The following is a 16,408-nucleotide window of genomic DNA, read 5'->3' on the forward strand; positions in this document are numbered from 1 at the left end:
GCCTCGTACGCCTCGTCGCCGAGGACGGCGCGCGCGGCCGTCTCGGCGACGAGGCGTACGAGGCCGCGTACGCGGAGGGCGGCGGCCTCTCCCCTACGGAGGCCGCCGCCCTGGTCTGACGACGCGGATCGTGGACGTGCCGTGGTCCGGGCGAGCGTGAACGTCAGCTCTTGGTACGGAACTTGTGGATCGCGACCGGCGCCATCACGGCGGTGATCGCCACCGACCAGCCCAGGGTCACCCACAGGTCGTGCGCGACCGGGCCGCCCACCATCAGTCCGCGGGCCGCGTCGGCGAGCGTGGACAGCGGGTTGTAGTCGGTGAACGCCTGCAGCCAGCCGGGCATCGATGCCGTCGGGGCGAAGATGGACGAGCCGAACTGCAGCGGGAACAGCACGAGGAATCCCATCGCCTGCACGGACTGTGCGTTCTTCAGGATCACGCCCAGGGTGAGGAACACCCACATGATCGACGAGGCGAACACCGCGGCCAGGCCCACGGCCGCGAACAGACCGGGCCAGCTGTTGATGTCGAACCCGACCAGGACGGCGACGATCATCAGCACGGTCGTCGCGAACAGCATGCGGACCAGTTCCACCGAGACCTTCGCGAACAGCACCGAGCCGCGCCCGATCGGCAGGGACCGGAAGCGGTCCATGACACCGGAGTTGAAGTCCTGGCTGAAGCCGGTGCCGACGCCCTGGGACAGCGTCATGCTCATCATCGCGATCATGCCGGGGATCACGTACTGCACGTACCCGTCCTGGCCGCCGCCCAGGGCCTGTCCGATCGAGCCGCCGAAGACGTACACGAACAGCAGGGTGAAGACGACCGGCATCAGCAGCGCGTCGAACATCGACTCGGGGTCCTGCCGGATCCACAGCAGGTTGCGGCGGACGAGGGCGCCGGTGTGGCGCAGATGGCCGCGCAGCGGGATCCGGCCGTCGTCCTTGATGTCGGCCTTGACGTCGGCGGGGGAAAGCGTGGTGGCGCTCATACGGCGACCTCCTCGAGGTCGGGGGCGGGCGTCGCGTCCTGCGGGGCGCTGGCGCGGTGACCGGTGAGGGACAGGAACACCTCGTCCAGGCTGGGCAGTTCGGTGGTGACGGAGGAGAGCGTGATGCCGCGCGCGATGACCGCGCCGACCACGGCGGTCAGCTGCTCGTCGCTGAGGATCGGGACCACGACGGCACCGCGTTCGGTGTCCACGGTGCTGGCGGCGAGGCCGGTGAGGCCCAGCTCGTCGAGCGCGGCGGCCAGGGGCCGCAGTTGCAGCGGATCGACCGGGCGGACCCGCAGGGTACGGCCGCCGACCTTCGCCTTCAGCTCCTCGATGGCGCCGTTCGCGATGACCTTGCCGTGGTCCACGACGGTCAGCTCGGAGGCGAGCTGCTCGGCCTCCTCCATGTACTGGGTGGTGAGCAGCACGGTGACACCGTCGCCGACCATCCGCTTGATCTCGGTCCACACCTCGTTGCGGGTGCGCGGGTCGAGACCGGTGGTGGGCTCGTCGAGGAACAGGACGGAGGGCTGCCCGATCATCGACGCGGCCAGGTCGAGGCGCCGCCGCATACCTCCGGAGTACGTGCTCGCCGGCCGCTTGGCGGCGTCGGTGAGCGAGAAGCGCTCCAGCAGTTCGTCGGCGCGGGCGCGGGCGTCCTTGCGCGGCAGGTCGAGGAGCCGGCCGATCATGTAGAGGTTCTCCCAGCCCGGGAGCTTCTCGTCCACGGAGGCGTACTGACCGGTGAGACCGATCACACGGCGCAGCTGCCGCGGCTGCCGTATGACGTCGTAGCCGGCGACGTTCGCCTGCCCGGAGTCGGGGGAGAGGAGGGTGGACAGGATGCGTACGAGGGTGGTCTTGCCGGCGCCGTTCGGTCCGAGCACACCCATCACGGTGCCCTCGCGGACGTCCAGGTCCACGCCGTCCAGTGCCTTGGTCTCGCCGTAGTGCTTGACCAGCCCCCGTACGGAGACGGCGGTGTTTCCGCCGCTGGGGTTCTTGTCGATTCGCGTCATGCCGCCAAGGTGCCAGCCCCCACCGACAAACCACCGACATCCCACCGACAGCCGATTGTTCGGGTGTCGGGTGCGGCGCCGTTGTGGCTGATCGCGCAGTTCCCCGCGCCCCTCAAAAGACAAAAGCCCGGTGCGCAGCCCCGCTTTTTAGGGGCGCGGGGAACTGCGCGACAAGCCGAGACGGACCCGCAGTCGAATCCCGTGCCCCCTGCGGAGCAAAAGGGCAGCCCGCCGACGGGGGAAGATCGGCGGGCTGCCTGGTGCCACAGTGGACTAGTGGACGGAGTGCTCCTCCAGAGGGAACGTTCCGCCGACGACATCATCGGCGAACGCCTTAGCGGCATCGCCCATGACCTCACGCAGATTGGCGTACTGCTTCACGAACCGAGGCATCTTGCCCCCGGTGAGCCCGAGCATGTCCGTCCAGACCAGCACCTGCGCATCGGTGTCGGGCCCCGCCCCGATCCCCACGGTGGGAATGTGCAGCACCCGGGTCACCTCGGCGGCCAGCTCCGCAGGAACCAGCTCCAGGACCACCGCGAACGCGCCCGCGTCCTGGACGGCCTTGGCGTCCCGCAGAAGCTGCTGGGCGGCCTCCTCGCCGCGCCCCTGGACGCGGTACCCCATCGAGTTCACGGACTGGGGGGTGAGCCCGATGTGCGCCATCACCGGGATACCGGACTCCACGAGCAGCTCGATCTGCCGGTGCGACCGCTCGCCGCCCTCCAGCTTCACCGCTCCGACCCCGGCCTCCTTCACCAGCCGGGTCGCCGAGCGCAGCGCCTGCACCGGCCCCTCCTGGTAGGACCCGAAGGGCAGGTCGCCGACGATCAGGGCGCGCGAGGTGCCCCGTACGACGGCGGCCGAGAGCATGGTCATCTCGTCGAGGGTGACGGGCACGGTCGACTCGTACCCGAGGTGGCAGTTGCCCGCCGAGTCGCCGACGAGCATGACCGGGATGCCGGCCTCGTCGAAGACGGACGCGGTCATCGCGTCGTACGCGGTGAGCATCGGCCACTTCTCGCCGCGCTCCTTGGCGGTGGTGATGTCGCGGACGGTGATGCGGCGTGTGCCCTTGCCTCCGTACAGCGCCCTACTGCTGCTGTCGGTGGTCGCCCGGGCAGCCGAAAGCTGCGTCATTGCAACGGCTCCTTCTGTCATCTCGAAGCGCCCTCACGGCGTCTCCGGATCCCCTCCATGGTGGCACCTCGTGCCAGGGAACGGCTAGAGGGGGCACTCTCTCCCCGCGAGAGGGGGCACCCGCTCCCCACGGGCCCGTAAGGTCTCGGTAAAGGGTTTCAAATACGAGACGGTCTCGTATCGAATCTCGCCTAGGCTTTTCGGCATGACAACTCCCGCCGTCCCTGCCACCCGCATACCGGAAGCCGTGCACCGGCGCCGCTGGGCGATCCTCGGCGTCCTGATGCTGAGCCTGCTGATCGTCGTCCTGGACAACTCGATCCTGAACGTCGCGATCAAGACCATCTCGACGCCCGCCCCGACCGGCCTGGGGGCCACCCAGAGCGAGCTGGAATGGGCCATCAACGCCTACACCCTCGTCTTCGCGGGCCTGCTCTTCTCCGCGGGCCTCCTCGGCGACCGGCTCGGACGCAAGAAGGTCCTGCTCGGCGGACTCTTCGTCTTCGGCGTCGGCTCGGCGCTCGCGGCCTCCTCCGGAACGCCGGTCGAGCTCATCTCGTTCCGCGCGGTGATGGGCCTCGGCGCCGCCTTTGTGATGCCGGCCACCCTCGCGGTCCTCATGAACGTCTTCGAGCGCGACGAGCAGCCGAAGGCCATCGGCATCTGGGCGGGCGGCGTCGGCCTCGCCATCGCCATCGGCCCGATCACCGGAGGCGTACTCCTCGACCACTTCTGGTGGGGCTCGGTCTTCCTGATCAACGTGCCGATCGTGATCCTCGCCCTGGGCCTGATGATCTGGCTCGTCCCCGACTCCCGCGACCCGAAGCCGGGCCGGATCGACCCCGTGGGCGTCGTACTGTCCGTCATCGGGCTCGTCCTGCTCGTCTACGGCATCATCAAGGGCGGCCAGCTCGCCGACTTCACGGACCCCACGGTCCTCGCGACCATCGGCGCCGGACTCGCCGTACTCGTCGGCTTCGTGGTGTTCGAGAAGCGCAGCAGCCACCCGTCGATCGACGTCACGTACTTCAAGGACAAGGTCTTCTCGGCGGCGATCAGCGCCATCGCGCTCGTGTTCTTCGCGCTGATGGGCGTCACCTTCTTCGCCGTCTTCTACACCCAGAGCGTGCGCGGCTACTCGCCGCTGCAGACCGGCCTGCTGATGCTGCCGCTGGCCGTCGCGCAGCTCGTCTTCGCGCCGCGCGCCCGGCTCGTCGTGGACCGCTTCGGCAACAAGGCCACCACCACCGGCGGCATGCTCCTGATCGCCGCCATGCTGGCCGCGTTCGCCGGTCTTGAGGCGGACACGCCGATCTGGATCCTCGAGGTCATCTTCTTCCTCATGGGCACCGGCATGGCGCACATCATGACGCCCACCAGCGTCGTCATCATGCAGGCCCTGCCCCGCGAGAAGGCGGGCTCCGCCTCCGCGCTCAGCAACACGTTCCGCCAGGTCGGCGGCGCCCTCGGCATCGCCGTACTCGGCTCGGTCCTGTCCGCCGCGTACCGCTCGGGCATCGAGGACAAGCTGCCCGCCGCGGCCCGGCACAGCGCGGGCGAGTCCATCGAGGCGACGCTCGGCTTCGCCGCGAAGCTCGGCCCCAAGGGAGACGCCCTCGTCGGCCCGGCCAACGACGCCTTCCTGCACGCGATGCATGTGACGGCCCTGTGCGGCGCGGGTGTCGCCCTCGTCGGCGCCGTGGTCGTCGGCCTGTTCCTGCCGGGCCGCACACCGGCCCCGGAGGAGAAGGAGGCGGAGCTGGTGAGCGCGGACAACTGAGCCGTACGGACAACTGAGCCGTGCGGACACTTGAGCCGTACGGCGAGGATCCGGCCACCCGGGACGACGAGTGACGGAACTCCCCGCGCGCCGGGGAGAATCAACGGGGCGGCCGGCCAACACGGGCGGCGGAACAGCGGGATTCGAGAGCGGAGCGAGGACGTGGGCGCCGCGGAGCAGGAGGCGGGGGCGGCCGGCGGGGGCGGACCCGCCAGGGGACGCCCGCGCAGCGAGGCCGTCGAGCGCGCCATCATCGAGGGCGTCATGAAGCTGCTGGAGGAGGGCATTCCGCTCGCGGACATCTCCATCGAGCGGGTCGCCCGCATCGCCGGTGTGGGAAAGGCCACGATCTACCGGCGCTGGAGCGGTCGCGAGGAACTCTTCTGCGACGTGCTGCGCACCGCCGAACCGCCCGACCCCGAACTGCCCGGCGTCTCCATGCGCGAGGACCTGATCATCCTGCTCGAATCGCTGCGGCAGCGCGGTCTGGCCAACCGCTCCTCGGCGATCATGCACAACGTCCACGCGCAGATGAAGAGCAGCCCCAAGCTGTGGAAGGTCTACCACTCGGCCGTCATCGAACCGCGCCGCCGGATGACGTTCGACGTGCTGCGCCGCGGCCAGCTCAACGGCGAACTCCGCGCGGACGTCGACGTGGAGCTGGCCAACGACCTCTTCGTGGGACCCATGCTCGTACGTGCCGTCATCCGCCCGGACGCCGGGCTGGAGGAGGGCCTGCCCGGGCGGATCGTGGACACGGTCCTGGCGGGACTGGGACCCGCCGCCTCCTGAAAGCACCGGCAGAGGGCCGCCAACCCCCGCGGCAATGTGCGCGTTTCGTCACAGACCACCCCCATCGGGCCCGCAACCGGAACTCCTCACGTCGACTCTTTCGTCCTCGTGCCCATACGGCCGTCATGGCACGGCGAGAACAAACGCGATCATCCCCTAGGGTCTTAGACGCAGGGATGGTGTGCACGGCACTTGGTGAGGCGACGGTATGGCGCAGGCGTACAAGACGGAGACGGGCAGCGGTGACCAGGGGGCCGACCGCAGAGAACCCCGGCTTCGGCGCCTGCTCTCCACCCTCCGCAACGACCGGGGCATCTGGCGCCGGGGCATCGTCCTCGCCGCGTTCGCCCTCGTGCTCTCCCTGGTCATGGGGCTGCACGCGCGGATCCCGAACACCATCGGCAGCCTCGGCAGCCTCACGGAGACGTTCCTGCCCTGGCTGGCGGTGCTCATCCCGGTGCTGCTCGTCCTGGCGCTGGTCCGCAGGTCCGCGACCGCGCTGATCGCCGTACTGCTGCCGGCGATCGTCTGGCTGAACCTCTTCGGCGGGCTGCTCGTCGACCGCACCGGCAGTGGCGGAAATCTCACCGTCGCCACGCACAACGTCAACGCCGACAACCCGGACCCGGCCGGCACGGCCCGCGACGTGGCCGCGTCCGGCGCCGACGTGGTGGCCCTTGAGGAGCTGACGGCCTCGGCGGTCCCGGTGTACGAGCAGGCCCTGGACTCGACGTACAAGTACCACTCCGTGCAGGGCACGGTCGGCCTGTGGAGCAAGTACCCGCTGAGCGAGTCCCGGCCGGTCGACATCAAGCTCGGCTGGACGCGCGCGATGCGGGCCACGGTCACCGCGCCGGAGGGGAAGCTGGCGGTCTATGTGGCCCATCTCCCCTCCGTGCGGGTGAAGATGGAGGCGGGGTTCACCGCGCGCCAGCGCGACAAGAGCGCCAACGCGCTCGGTGAGGCCATCGCCGACGAGAAGCTCCCGCAGGTCGCCCTGCTCGGCGACCTGAACGGCACGATGAACGACCGCGCGCTGAACGCCGTCACCTCGCAGATGCGCTCCACCCAGGGCGCGGCGGGCAGCGGCTTCGGGTTCAGCTGGCCGACGTCGTTCCCGATGGCCCGGATCGACCAGATCATGGTCAAGGGCGTCGAGCCGGTCACCTCCTGGACGCTCCCGGAGACGGGCAGCGACCACCTTCCGATCGCCGCCCGCGTGAAGCTTTCGGCAACCGGCTCGTAACCCCTGGGAATACTGGGCCTGAGACGCTTTGTTCCGTAGATGAACATAAGCTGTACGGAACACCGCACTCGTTTGGAAGGTCCCTCATGCCCCTGGCCCTGCTCGCCCTAGCCGTGGGCGCCTTCGGCATCGGCACCACCGAGTTCGTGATGATGGGCCTGCTGCCCGACGTCGCGGACGACCTGAACATCTCGATCCCCACCGCGGGACACCTGGTCTCGGCGTACGCGATCGGTGTCGTCGTCGGCGCCCCGCTGCTCGCCGCGGTGACCGCCCGGATGTCCCGCCGCAAGGTTCTGATCGGTCTCATGGTGCTGTTCGTCGTGGGCAACACGCTCTCGGCCTTCGCCCCCGACCACCACTCTCTGCTTGCTGCTCGTTTTCTCAGCGGTCTGCCGCACGGCGCCTTCTTCGGCGTCGGAGCCGTCGTCGCCACCGGTCTGGTTCCCGCCGAGCGCAAGGCTCGCGCCGTCTCGATGATGTTTCTCGGTCTCACCGTCGCGAACATCGCGGGGGTGCCCGCCGCGACGCTGGTCGGCCAGAACTTCGGCTGGCGCGCCACGTTCCTGGGCGTCGGCGTGATCGGGCTGGTGGCCATCGCGTCGCTGGCGCTGGTGCTGCCGCGTGACGGCTCTCATGCCCCCGCCGCCGGACTCCGAAGCGAACTGGCCGCGCTCAAGTCCCTCCCCGTCTGGCTGGCCCTCGGCACCACCGTTGCCGGCTTCGGCGCCCTCTTCTCGGCGTACAGCTACATCACGCCGATGCTCACCGACTCCGCCGGATACGCCGACTCCAGCGTGACCCTGCTGCTCGCGCTGTTCGGTGTGGGCGCGACGATCGGCAACCTGCTCGGTGGCCGGCTGGCCGACCGGTCGATGCGGGGCACGTTGTTCGGCGGCCTGGTCGCCCTCGTGGCGGTCCTGCTCCTCTTCCCGGTCCTCATGGCCACGGCGTGGAGCGCGCCCCTGGCCGTGGTCCTCCTCGGCACGGCGGCGTTCGTCACCAGCTCCCCGCTTCTGCTGATGGTCATGGAGAAGGCGTCCTCGGCCCCGTCCCTGGCCTCGTCCGCCAACCAGGCCGCGTTCAACCTTGCCAACGCCGGTGGTGCGTGGATCGGTGGGCTCACGCTGGCGGCGGGCTTCGGTACGACGTCGCCCGCCCTGGCGGGCGCTGCTCTGGCGGTGCTGGGTCTGGGCGTAGCAACACTCGCGTACGTGGTGGATCGCCGGCGGGTGACGGTCCGTGCCGGACGCGTTGTTGCCGGGGGTGTTCCGCGGCAGGTGGAGACTGCTGCCCGTCGGTGACCTCCGGCGGTTGTCTGCGGGGTGGCGGGGGCTGGTCGCGCAGTTCCCCGCGCCCCTTGGGTTCGTGGTGGGGCGGGGACGCGCCGGGGCATCCGAGCTTGCTCTGTGGGAAGTCGGGTGGGCCGGGAAGCGCGGCGCTCGCACGTCCCGGCACGTCCCCTCACGTCTCGGGGACGGGTGCCGGTCCGGTGCCCGTCCCGCCCAGACGTTCTCGCGCCACCTGTTGGTGACCGGCCTGTTGGTGACCGGCAGGCGGCGGTCCTTGCCGAACCCCATCGCGGAGATCTTGGTCCCCGGCGGGTACTGCCGCCGCTTGTACTCCGCCGCGTCGGCCCTCAGCAGGGTCTTCGTGACCTCGCGCCCCTGAAGACCCGAGCGGGGCCGCGCCCCTGGCTCTTGTCCTTGGGGGCGGTAGCCCCTGCTTTTAGGGGCGCGGGGAACTGCGCGCTCAGCCCCGGACCTCAGGGGCGCGGGGAACTGCGCGACCGGCCCCCACTCGCCCGCAGGCGACGAACATGCGGAACAAGCCCCCCGCCTCGATCATGGGCACCAATGATCAAGCCCCGCCCGACCACAGCCGCCCTCCTGGCCCTCGGCGCGCTCACCTACACCGCCTGGGCCCTCGAAGCCGTCCTGCCGACAGACCTCACCCCCACCCACACCTACGTGAGCGAACTGGCCGCCAGGAACCAGCCGTACGGCACCCTGTTCCGCACGACGGACCTGCTCGCTGGCGTCCTGGTATTCGCCGCAGGCCTGCTGGCATCGCTCCGCCCGCCCTCCCCAGGCAGGTGGACAAAGGCAGGCTGGGCAGGCCTCGTCCTCTTCGGCACAGCCACAGCAGTGGACTCCCGCCTGCCACTCAGCTGCGCCCCCACCGCGGACCCGACCTGCGCCGCCCAGGAGCGCGCGGGCCTGCTGCCGGTGGCCCATTCCGCGCACTCCGTGAGCAGCACGGTCGCCCTGTGCGGCATCCTCGTCGCCATGCCGGCCCTCACCCTTGCCGCCCGCAGGTACGCGCCCCGGGCGCCCCTGGCCCGCTCCGGCCCCGCCCTGGTGACGCTCGAACTGGCAGCCACCGCCTGGACGCTGACCGCGATCGCCGCGCTGGAGACGGGCCACGACGGCTGGGGCCTGGGCGTGGCCCAGCGCCTTCAGGTGGGCGTCATCGCGGTCTGGCTGACGGTCCTGGCCGTCTCACTGGTACGCCCCACGCCACCCGGCGCACCACTTCGGACCCGTATCCCGAACGCCAACGCGGACGACAGGCAACGCACACCGTCCGCCTCCGGAGACCAGCCATGACCTTCGCCCGCATCTCCGGAGTTCCCCACCACATCCGCGTCGACGGCACCGGCCCCGTCTGCATCCTCAGCGCCGGACTGGGGATGGCCTGGTTCGACTGGGACCCCGTAATCCCGCTTCTCGCCCCGCACCGCACAATCGTCCGCTTCGACCGGCCGGGGCTCGGGCTCAGCGGGCACGCGCGCGCGTGGCCCACGCTCAGCGGTGAGGCGGAGCGCATCGCGCGCGTGCTCGACGCCGCCGGGGTCGGAGCGGAGACGCCCGTGACCGTGGTGGGGCACTCGCTCGCGGGGTTCCACTGCGAGGCGTTCGCCCGGCTGTTCCCGGAGCGGACGGCAGGGCTCGTGCTGGTCGACGCCAGCGTCGAGGAGACGCCCCGGCCCAGGAGGGCCCCCGAGCTCGCGGACGCGTGCACGCGCGCGTGCGGCACGTTGCTGTCCACCGCGGGCGTCCCGCGCGCCCTGGGCCCCTTCCTGCGGCATACCGCGGTCCGGGCCGGGCGGCACACCGGCGGCGACCCGGCCCCGTACGACCTCGTCCGCCGCGCCTGCTCCACCAGCCGTTTCCTGCACGCGGTCCTCGCCGAGAACGGCCGCTACCGGGACCAGGCGGTCGAACTGGCCTCCCTGAGAGGCCGGTCTCCGCTCGACGCGCCCGTCACCGTGCTCGCCGCGTACGAGGGTGGCTCACGTCATTGGCTGGACCGGCAGGGCGCGCTCGCCGAACGACTCGGCGGCACCTTCCGGGTGTCCGAGCCCGCGGGTCATCTGGTCATGCTCGACCGCCCCCGGGACGTCGCGGACGCGATCCTGGAGACATGAGCGCGCCCGCCCCTCGCCGACAAGGACGAGAGACGGGCGCGCGCACCACACGGAACAAGCCTCAGCGACGGTACGAAGTCACATAGCCCGGCGCGGGCGAACCCACTCCGGTGACATCGTCGTACCCCCGCACGGCCTTCAGCGAGCTGTCCTTGCCGAGGCTGCGGACGGAGGTCAGCAGACCCTCCGACGCGTCGAACGCGTTGACGAAGTCGACGCGCGCCACCGCGAGGTCGCGGCCCGTCGGGCGGTCCGTGACGTCGTGGTAGAGCTTCGAGCCGTACCGGTCGTAGATCGCCGGGTTGGCGAAGCCGATCGGGTGGCCGCCGCGCTGCTGCTGGGCGAGCGCCTGGATGCCCGCGATGACGGGCGAGGCGAGCGAGGTGCCACCGATGCGGTACTCGTCGTACTTCTGGGTCCCGTCCGGGAAGGTCTGCGTCTGCCCGACCAGGAACCCGGTGTTGGGGTCGGCGATCGCGGAGATGTCCGGCACCGTCCGCATGGCCTGCTTGCCGTTCGCCTTCGCGAGCGCGGACGGCACGACACTCCGCTGGTAGAACGGCTGCTTCACCGTCGCGCTGGTGCCGCCGCCCGCGCCGGAGGTGTATGCGCCGGGGAAGTCGGTCCAGCTCTTGCCGTCGTCCGACAGCGTGGCCTTGAGCGTGCCCCAGCCGGTTTCCCACTTGTACGTGTCGCCCTTGCCGACGGCCAGCGAGGTGCCGCCGACCGCCGTCACCCACGCCGAGTTGGCCGGGGTGTCGACCTGCTTCGTACCGGTGTTCGCGACCTCGTCGCCGTTGTCGCCCGACGAGAAGTAGAAGCCGATGCCCTCGATCGCGCCGAGCTGGAAGACCTGGTCGTAGGCGGCGGCGAGGTCCGGCGTCTGGTTGGCCTCGATGTCGCCCCACGAGTTGGAGACGATGTCGGCCAGATGCCCGTCGACGATCTTGCCGAGCGAGTCGAGCAGATCGTCGTCGTAGCAGGACTCGGCGCCCACGTAGACGATGTCCGAGGCGGGCGCGACGGCGTGCACGGCCTCGACGTCGAGGGTCTCCTCGCCGTACCAGCCCGCCGCCCCGCACTCCTCGGTCCGCGTGTACTGCGTCGGCAGCACCTGGCTCAACTGCCCGCCGCCGTAGGCCGCGTCACCGTGCTTCGCCGCGTACGTGACCGCGTCCGCCGCGATGGTCGGCGAGGCGTACGCGTCCGTGATCGCCACGGTCACGCCCTTGCCGGTCGCCCGGCCGGCCCCGTACGCGGCCCGCAGCTGCTTGCCGGTGTAACCCTTGACGGCGTACGGGATCTTCGTGCCGTACGCCTTCGGGAGCGTCGTGGCGGTCTTCGAGCCGTAGTACGAGGAGAACGGCCCGGCGTTGTGGAACACGGCGTCCGGCGGCGGCAGCGTGTCGGAGTGGTTCGCCTTGTGCGGGGCGTTGTCCAGGCCGGTGACGGTCAGGACGGCGCCGTTCAGGCCCGCGGGCGCCGAGGCGGTCTTCGAGGGCGCCCGGTAGGTCTTCTTGCCCTTGGCGTAGTTGTGCAGCTGGGTGCCGAACGCCTTCTCCGCGTCGGCCACTTCACCCGTCACCGAGAGGTAGTGCCGTGTGGTGCCGGTGACGGTCAGGCCCGCCGACTTCAACCACGCGGTCACCTGGGCCACTTGGGCCTTGGTCGCGCCGAAGCGGGCCTCGGCCTGCCCCGCGCTCAGGTACTTCCCGTACGAGGGCGACGACGGGTCGGAGACCGCCTTGGCGTAGGCGCTCAGGCCCGCCGCGTCCCGGCCGGCGAGGTAGACCCGGGCCGAGACCCGGGAGGCGTCCGCGGTGGCTCCCTTGTCCGCCTGGGCGGTGGCCCACAGCGGTTTGGTGCCCTGGAGCGTGTCACGGCCGTCCGGGTCGGTCGACGCATGGGCCGCGGGTATGCCGAGTGCCAGCGCGCCGGCGAGCAGAGGCAGTGTCGCCGCCATGCTCACTCCGGCACGCACCGCGGCTCGGTTGGATCTCATGGAGAACCCCCTAATGGATCTCTGGATGGGGGTCACTCTTGCGATGAACCATTCATGCCAGGGGAATGGCGGGGGCATGGCTGGGCCAAGAAGCGCCCAAGGAACCGCATGTGCAAGGGATTTGGGGCGCGATGCCCGACATGAACCGGGTCGCGCCCCAGCGGCCTCCCGGCCGGGAGGCTCCCCGCCGGGCTCGGCTCAGCGCCGGGCGCAGGCCTGCGGCTTCGGAAGCAGTCCTACGGCCTTGGGCTCAGGCCTGCAGCCTTGGGCTCAGGCTTCCGGCTTCGCGCCGCGCTTCTTCAGCAGGTCGATGATGAGTTGCATCTCCGACTCCTGCGCCTGGACCATCCCCTGCGCGAGCCGTCGCTCGACACCGACCTTGCACCGCTCCACACAGCCCTTGGCCATGTGCACCCCGCCCATGTGGTGGGTGTACATGAGCTGCAGATAGCGGATCTCGGCGGCCTCGCCGTTCAGCTTGCCCAGCGACTCCATCTGGGCCGTCGTCGCCATGCCGGGCATCAGCGAGCCGTCTCCGGCGGACGGCATGCCACTCATGTCCATCCACGCCATCGGCTCCCCGGCCGACACCTTGGGCAGCTCCCACAGGTCCAGCCAGCCGAGCATCATGCCGCGCTGGTTGGCCTGCGTCTGCGCGATGTCGTACGCGAGACGGCGTACCTCTTCGTTCTTGGTGCGGTCGCGCACGATGTACGACATCTCGACGGCCTGCTGGTGGTGCACCGCCATGTCCCGCGCGAAGCCGGCGTCCGCGGAGTCCGCCGCCGGGGCCTTCATGCCGGAGTCGTCGCCGTCGGCGACCGCGTACGTGATCGCCCCGGCCGCCACGACCACGGCCACGGTGACTCCGGAGATCCAGCCGGCGAACTTCATCTTCCTCACTGCGACAGCCCGTTGGTGCACGTGGCGCCCGGCTCGGGCGTCTGCTTGCCCTGGACGTACGCCTCGAAGAACGTGGCGACGTTCGGGTCGCTCCCACTCGTCACCTTACGCTGCTGGCCCCACGCGGAGAGCATGATCGGGTCCTTCTGGTCCTCGACCGGGCTCATCAGCGTGTAGGGGGTCTTCTTGACCTTCTCCGAGAGCGTCTTCACGTCCGCGTCCGACGCCTTGCTGTTGTACGTCACCCAGACCGCGCCGTGCTCAAGCGAGTGCACGACGTTCACGTTCTTGATCGCCTTGGTGTAGACGTCGCCGTTGCAGTTCATCCACACCTGGTTGTGGTCACCGCCGACCGGGGGCTCCATCGGGTACTTCACGTCCTTGGTGACGTGGTTCTGCGTGAGCTTGGTGCTCCACGTCTTCACCCCGTCCTTGCCCGTGACGAACTTCCCCGACGTCGACTTCGAGTCGCCCGACGCGCTGTCCTTGTCGTCGGACTGCGAGTTGATCAGGAACGCACCGCCGGCCACGAGACCGGCGACGACGATCACACTTGCGGTGATCGTGAGGATCCGGCTGCGGCGCTCACGTGCCTGCTCGGCACGCCGCATCTCCTCTATGCGCGCCTTGCGCGACTTGGACTCTGTCTTCTTGGCGGAACCCATGGGGTGGTCCTTCTGGGGGAAAGGTTGGATATGGGGTGTGCGTGAAGCGCTCGTTCAGAGTGGTGGTGGGTGACGGGCGGGCGTGTGGTCAGCTGATCGTAGTGGGGGAGAAGTGGATGTACGCGGGGAGGCCGGAGGAATGGCCAAATGAGGGTTTCGTCCCCTGCCCCGGAGGCGGCGGTGGCCGGCCATTACATGTGTGGCACGCAACAGGCAAGATGGGCGTCAGAGCAGTACACCTGCCGTATGTCAGGCGTTCAGGCGGAGGTCGGCCGGGCGATCTGGGTCCGCAACGCGCATGAAATGCTGTTGTGGTGTGATGCGCAGGTGCCCGACCGCCTCCCTGGGACGGGAGCAGGCGGCCTGACCAGCAAGATTGGGTGGAAGCGGAAGATGGACAAGCAGCAGGAGTTCGTGCTCCGTACTTTGGAAGAGCGCGACATCCGTTTCGTACGCCTGTGGTTCACGGACGTGCTGGGCTTCCTCAAGTCGGTGGCCGTGGCCCCGGCCGAGCTGGAGCAGGCCTTCGACGAGGGCATCGGCTTCGACGGGTCGGCCATCGAGGGCTTCGCCCGCGTCTACGAGTCCGACATGATCGCCAAGCCGGACCCCTCGACCTTCCAGGTCCTGCCGTGGCGTGCGGAGGCTCCCGGTACGGCCCGGATGTTCTGCGACATCCTCATGCCGGACGGCTCGCCGTCCTTCGCGGACCCGAGGTATGTGCTGAAGAGAGCCCTGGCCAAGGCCTCCGACCTGGGCTTCACCTTCTACACCCACCCCGAGATCGAGTTCTTCCTGCTGAAGGACAAGCCGGTCGACGGCTCGCGCCCGACGCCCGCCGACAACTCCGGCTACTTCGACCACACCCCGCAGAACGTCGGCATGGACTTCCGCCGCCAGGCGATCACCATGCTGGAGTCGATGGGCATCTCGGTCGAGTTCTCGCACCACGAGGGCGCCCCCGGCCAGCAGGAGATCGACCTCCGCTACGCGGACGCGCTCTCGACGGCGGACAACATCATGACGTTCCGCCTGGTCATGAAGCAGGTGGCGCTGGAGCAGGGCGTGAACGCGACGTTCATGCCGAAGCCGTTCTCGGAGCACCCGGGCAGCGGCATGCACACGCACCTCTCCCTCTTCGAGGGCGACCGCAACGCCTTCTACGAGTCGGGCTCCGAGTACCAGCTCTCCAAGGTCGGCCGCTCCTTCATCGCGGGCCTGCTGAAGCACGCGGCGGAGATCGCGGCGGTGACGAACCAGTGGGTCAACTCCTACAAGCGCATCTGGGGCGGCTCCGAGCGCACGGCGGGCGCCGGCGGCGAGGCCCCCTCGTACATCTGCTGGGGCCACAACAACCGCTCGGCCCTGGTCCGCGTCCCGATGTACAAGCCCGGCAAGACGGGCTCGGCACGGGTGGAGGTCCGCTCCCTCGACTCGGGCGCGAACCCGTACCTGGCGTACGCGATGCTCCTCGCCGCCGGCCTCAAGGGCATCGAGGAGGGCTACGGGCTCCCGCCGGGCGCCGAGGGCGACGTCTGGGCCCTCTCCGACGCCGAACGCCGCGCGATGGGCATCGAGCCCCTTCCCCAGAACCTCGGCGAGGCCCTGACCCTCATGGAGCGCAGCGACCTCGTCGCCGAAACCCTCGGCGAACACGTCTTCGACTTCTTCCTCCGCAACAAGCGCCAGGAGTGGGAGGAGTACCGCTCCGAGGTGACGGCGTTCGAACTGCGGAAGAACCTGCCGGTGCTGTAGGGGCAGGTCAGCGGGGTGTCCAGCTGATTCGACACCTTGGGGCCGACGGTCGTGGACCGTCGGCCCCAAGGTGTTTCACTACCCCTGGGCCGCTTCCATTCCCGGAAGGAAACGGCTGGCCCCAGGCGCTCGCCGGAGGCCCGGCCGATGCGGGGGCGATGCCGGGGCGGCGAAAAGGTTGGTGCGCGGGGCCGACGGGACCGGGTAACGTCTTTGCCATGTTCTTCCAGACGCCGATTTACGAGTGAGAGCGTGACGGGCCCCTGCTGACGTCCTTCGACGTCGCCGCCCGTCCCCCACCGACGAATCCGTAGATCACTTCGCATCATTACCGGGAGAACCCGTGACCGTGAGCAAGAACATCAACAATCCCGTGGGCATGGGCGGCGGCCAGCGCAAGAAGCTGTCCCGCGCCGAACGGCAGAACAACGGCCCGTACCGCAACCTCGACCGCCAGGGCGCAGCCGAGCAGAAGGCGGAGCTGGTGCGCAAGATGCGCGAGAAGGCGGCCGCAGCCGAGGGCGCCGGGCAGACGGGCGACGACACCACACAGAGCTGACGCACGCCGCCGCAGGGGCGGCACCGCACGGGGCAGGGCCCCGGACCGCGACGCGCGGTCCGGGGCCCTGCTGCCGTACCGAGGCTCTCCTGCCGTACCGGGCGCGGGCGGTCCAGC

Annotated in this window: 14 protein-coding genes; 8 read left to right on the plus strand and 6 right to left on the minus strand. The window is 69.9% G+C overall.

Annotation, left to right across the window (positions count from 1 at the left end; translation table 11 throughout):
* Positions 1–163 precede the first annotated feature (163 nt).
* From O3Q52_RS30805 to panB, 3 genes are all read right to left on the minus strand, one after another.
* Entirely contained in the window at positions 164–997 is an 834-nt protein-coding gene (locus tag O3Q52_RS30805; RefSeq protein ID WP_266740474.1) for an ABC transporter permease, read from the minus strand.
* Positions 994–2,019, minus strand: coding sequence for an ATP-binding cassette domain-containing protein (locus O3Q52_RS30810; RefSeq protein ID WP_269651972.1), 1,026 nt, complete (start codon positions 2,017–2,019; stop codon positions 994–996). The genes O3Q52_RS30805 and O3Q52_RS30810 overlap by 4 nt, the downstream gene beginning before the upstream one ends.
* A 273-nt stretch (positions 2,020–2,292) precedes the next feature.
* The gene (gene panB, locus O3Q52_RS30815; protein WP_269651973.1) at positions 2,293–3,159 is read right to left on the minus strand and encodes a 3-methyl-2-oxobutanoate hydroxymethyltransferase; all 867 of its coding nucleotides are present in this window, start codon (positions 3,157–3,159) and stop codon (positions 2,293–2,295) included.
* 205 nt (positions 3,160–3,364) lie between these two features.
* Here panB and O3Q52_RS30820 point away from each other — a divergent pair, with 205 nt between their 5' ends.
* From O3Q52_RS30820 to O3Q52_RS30845, 6 genes are all read left to right on the plus strand, one after another.
* Entirely contained in the window at positions 3,365–4,939 is a 1,575-nt protein-coding gene (locus O3Q52_RS30820; RefSeq protein WP_269651974.1) for an MFS transporter, read from the plus strand.
* Between the two features lie 162 nt (positions 4,940–5,101).
* On the plus strand, positions 5,102–5,731 hold the full coding sequence (locus tag O3Q52_RS30825) for a TetR/AcrR family transcriptional regulator (RefSeq protein WP_269651975.1): 630 nt from the start codon (positions 5,102–5,104) through the stop codon (positions 5,729–5,731).
* A 208-nt stretch (positions 5,732–5,939) separates the two neighbouring features.
* Positions 5,940–6,977, plus strand: a complete 1,038-nt coding sequence (locus tag O3Q52_RS30830) for an endonuclease/exonuclease/phosphatase family protein (protein WP_269651976.1) — start codon at positions 5,940–5,942, stop codon at positions 6,975–6,977.
* 86 nt (positions 6,978–7,063) lie between these two features.
* On the plus strand, positions 7,064–8,281 hold the full coding sequence (locus O3Q52_RS30835) for an MFS transporter (protein ID WP_269651977.1): 1,218 nt from the start codon (positions 7,064–7,066) through the stop codon (positions 8,279–8,281).
* Positions 8,282–8,833: 552 nt separating this feature from the next.
* Positions 8,834–9,586 (plus strand): DUF998 domain-containing protein, encoded by a 753-nt coding sequence (locus O3Q52_RS30840; RefSeq protein WP_269651978.1) that lies wholly within the window; start codon positions 8,834–8,836, stop codon positions 9,584–9,586.
* Positions 9,583–10,407 carry an alpha/beta fold hydrolase gene (locus O3Q52_RS30845; RefSeq protein ID WP_269651979.1) on the plus strand — a complete coding sequence of 275 codons (825 nt, stop codon included), beginning with the start codon at positions 9,583–9,585 and terminating at the stop codon, positions 10,405–10,407. The genes O3Q52_RS30840 and O3Q52_RS30845 overlap by 4 nt, the downstream gene beginning before the upstream one ends.
* A 61-nt stretch (positions 10,408–10,468) precedes the next feature.
* Here O3Q52_RS30845 and O3Q52_RS30850 read toward each other — a convergent pair whose 3' ends face one another.
* The 3 genes from O3Q52_RS30850 to O3Q52_RS30860 form a co-directional block, all read right to left on the minus strand.
* Positions 10,469–12,409, minus strand: a complete 1,941-nt coding sequence (locus O3Q52_RS30850) for a protease pro-enzyme activation domain-containing protein (RefSeq protein WP_269651980.1) — start codon at positions 12,407–12,409, stop codon at positions 10,469–10,471.
* Between the two features lie 270 nt (positions 12,410–12,679).
* Positions 12,680–13,303, minus strand: coding sequence for a DUF305 domain-containing protein (locus tag O3Q52_RS30855; protein WP_269651981.1), 624 nt, complete (start codon positions 13,301–13,303; stop codon positions 12,680–12,682).
* 5 nt (positions 13,304–13,308) lie between these two features.
* Positions 13,309–13,977: a DUF3105 domain-containing protein gene (locus O3Q52_RS30860; protein WP_269651982.1), complete on the minus strand. Its 669-nt coding sequence runs from the start codon at positions 13,975–13,977 to the stop codon at positions 13,309–13,311.
* Between the two features lie 393 nt (positions 13,978–14,370).
* Here O3Q52_RS30860 and glnA point away from each other — a divergent pair, with 393 nt between their 5' ends.
* Positions 14,371–15,732 (plus strand): type I glutamate--ammonia ligase, encoded by a 1,362-nt coding sequence (gene glnA, locus O3Q52_RS30865; RefSeq protein ID WP_269651984.1) that lies wholly within the window; start codon positions 14,371–14,373, stop codon positions 15,730–15,732.
* A 343-nt stretch (positions 15,733–16,075) separates the two neighbouring features.
* Complete coding sequence (locus O3Q52_RS30870; protein WP_269651983.1) at positions 16,076–16,291, plus strand: DUF6243 family protein; 216 nt, start codon at positions 16,076–16,078, stop codon at positions 16,289–16,291.
* The last annotated feature ends 117 nt before the right edge of the window (positions 16,292–16,408 follow it).

Origin of the sequence: Streptomyces sp. ActVer (assembly GCF_027270795.1) — a bacterium.
GTDB lineage: Bacteria > Actinomycetota > Actinomycetes > Streptomycetales > Streptomycetaceae > Streptomyces > Streptomyces umbrinus_A.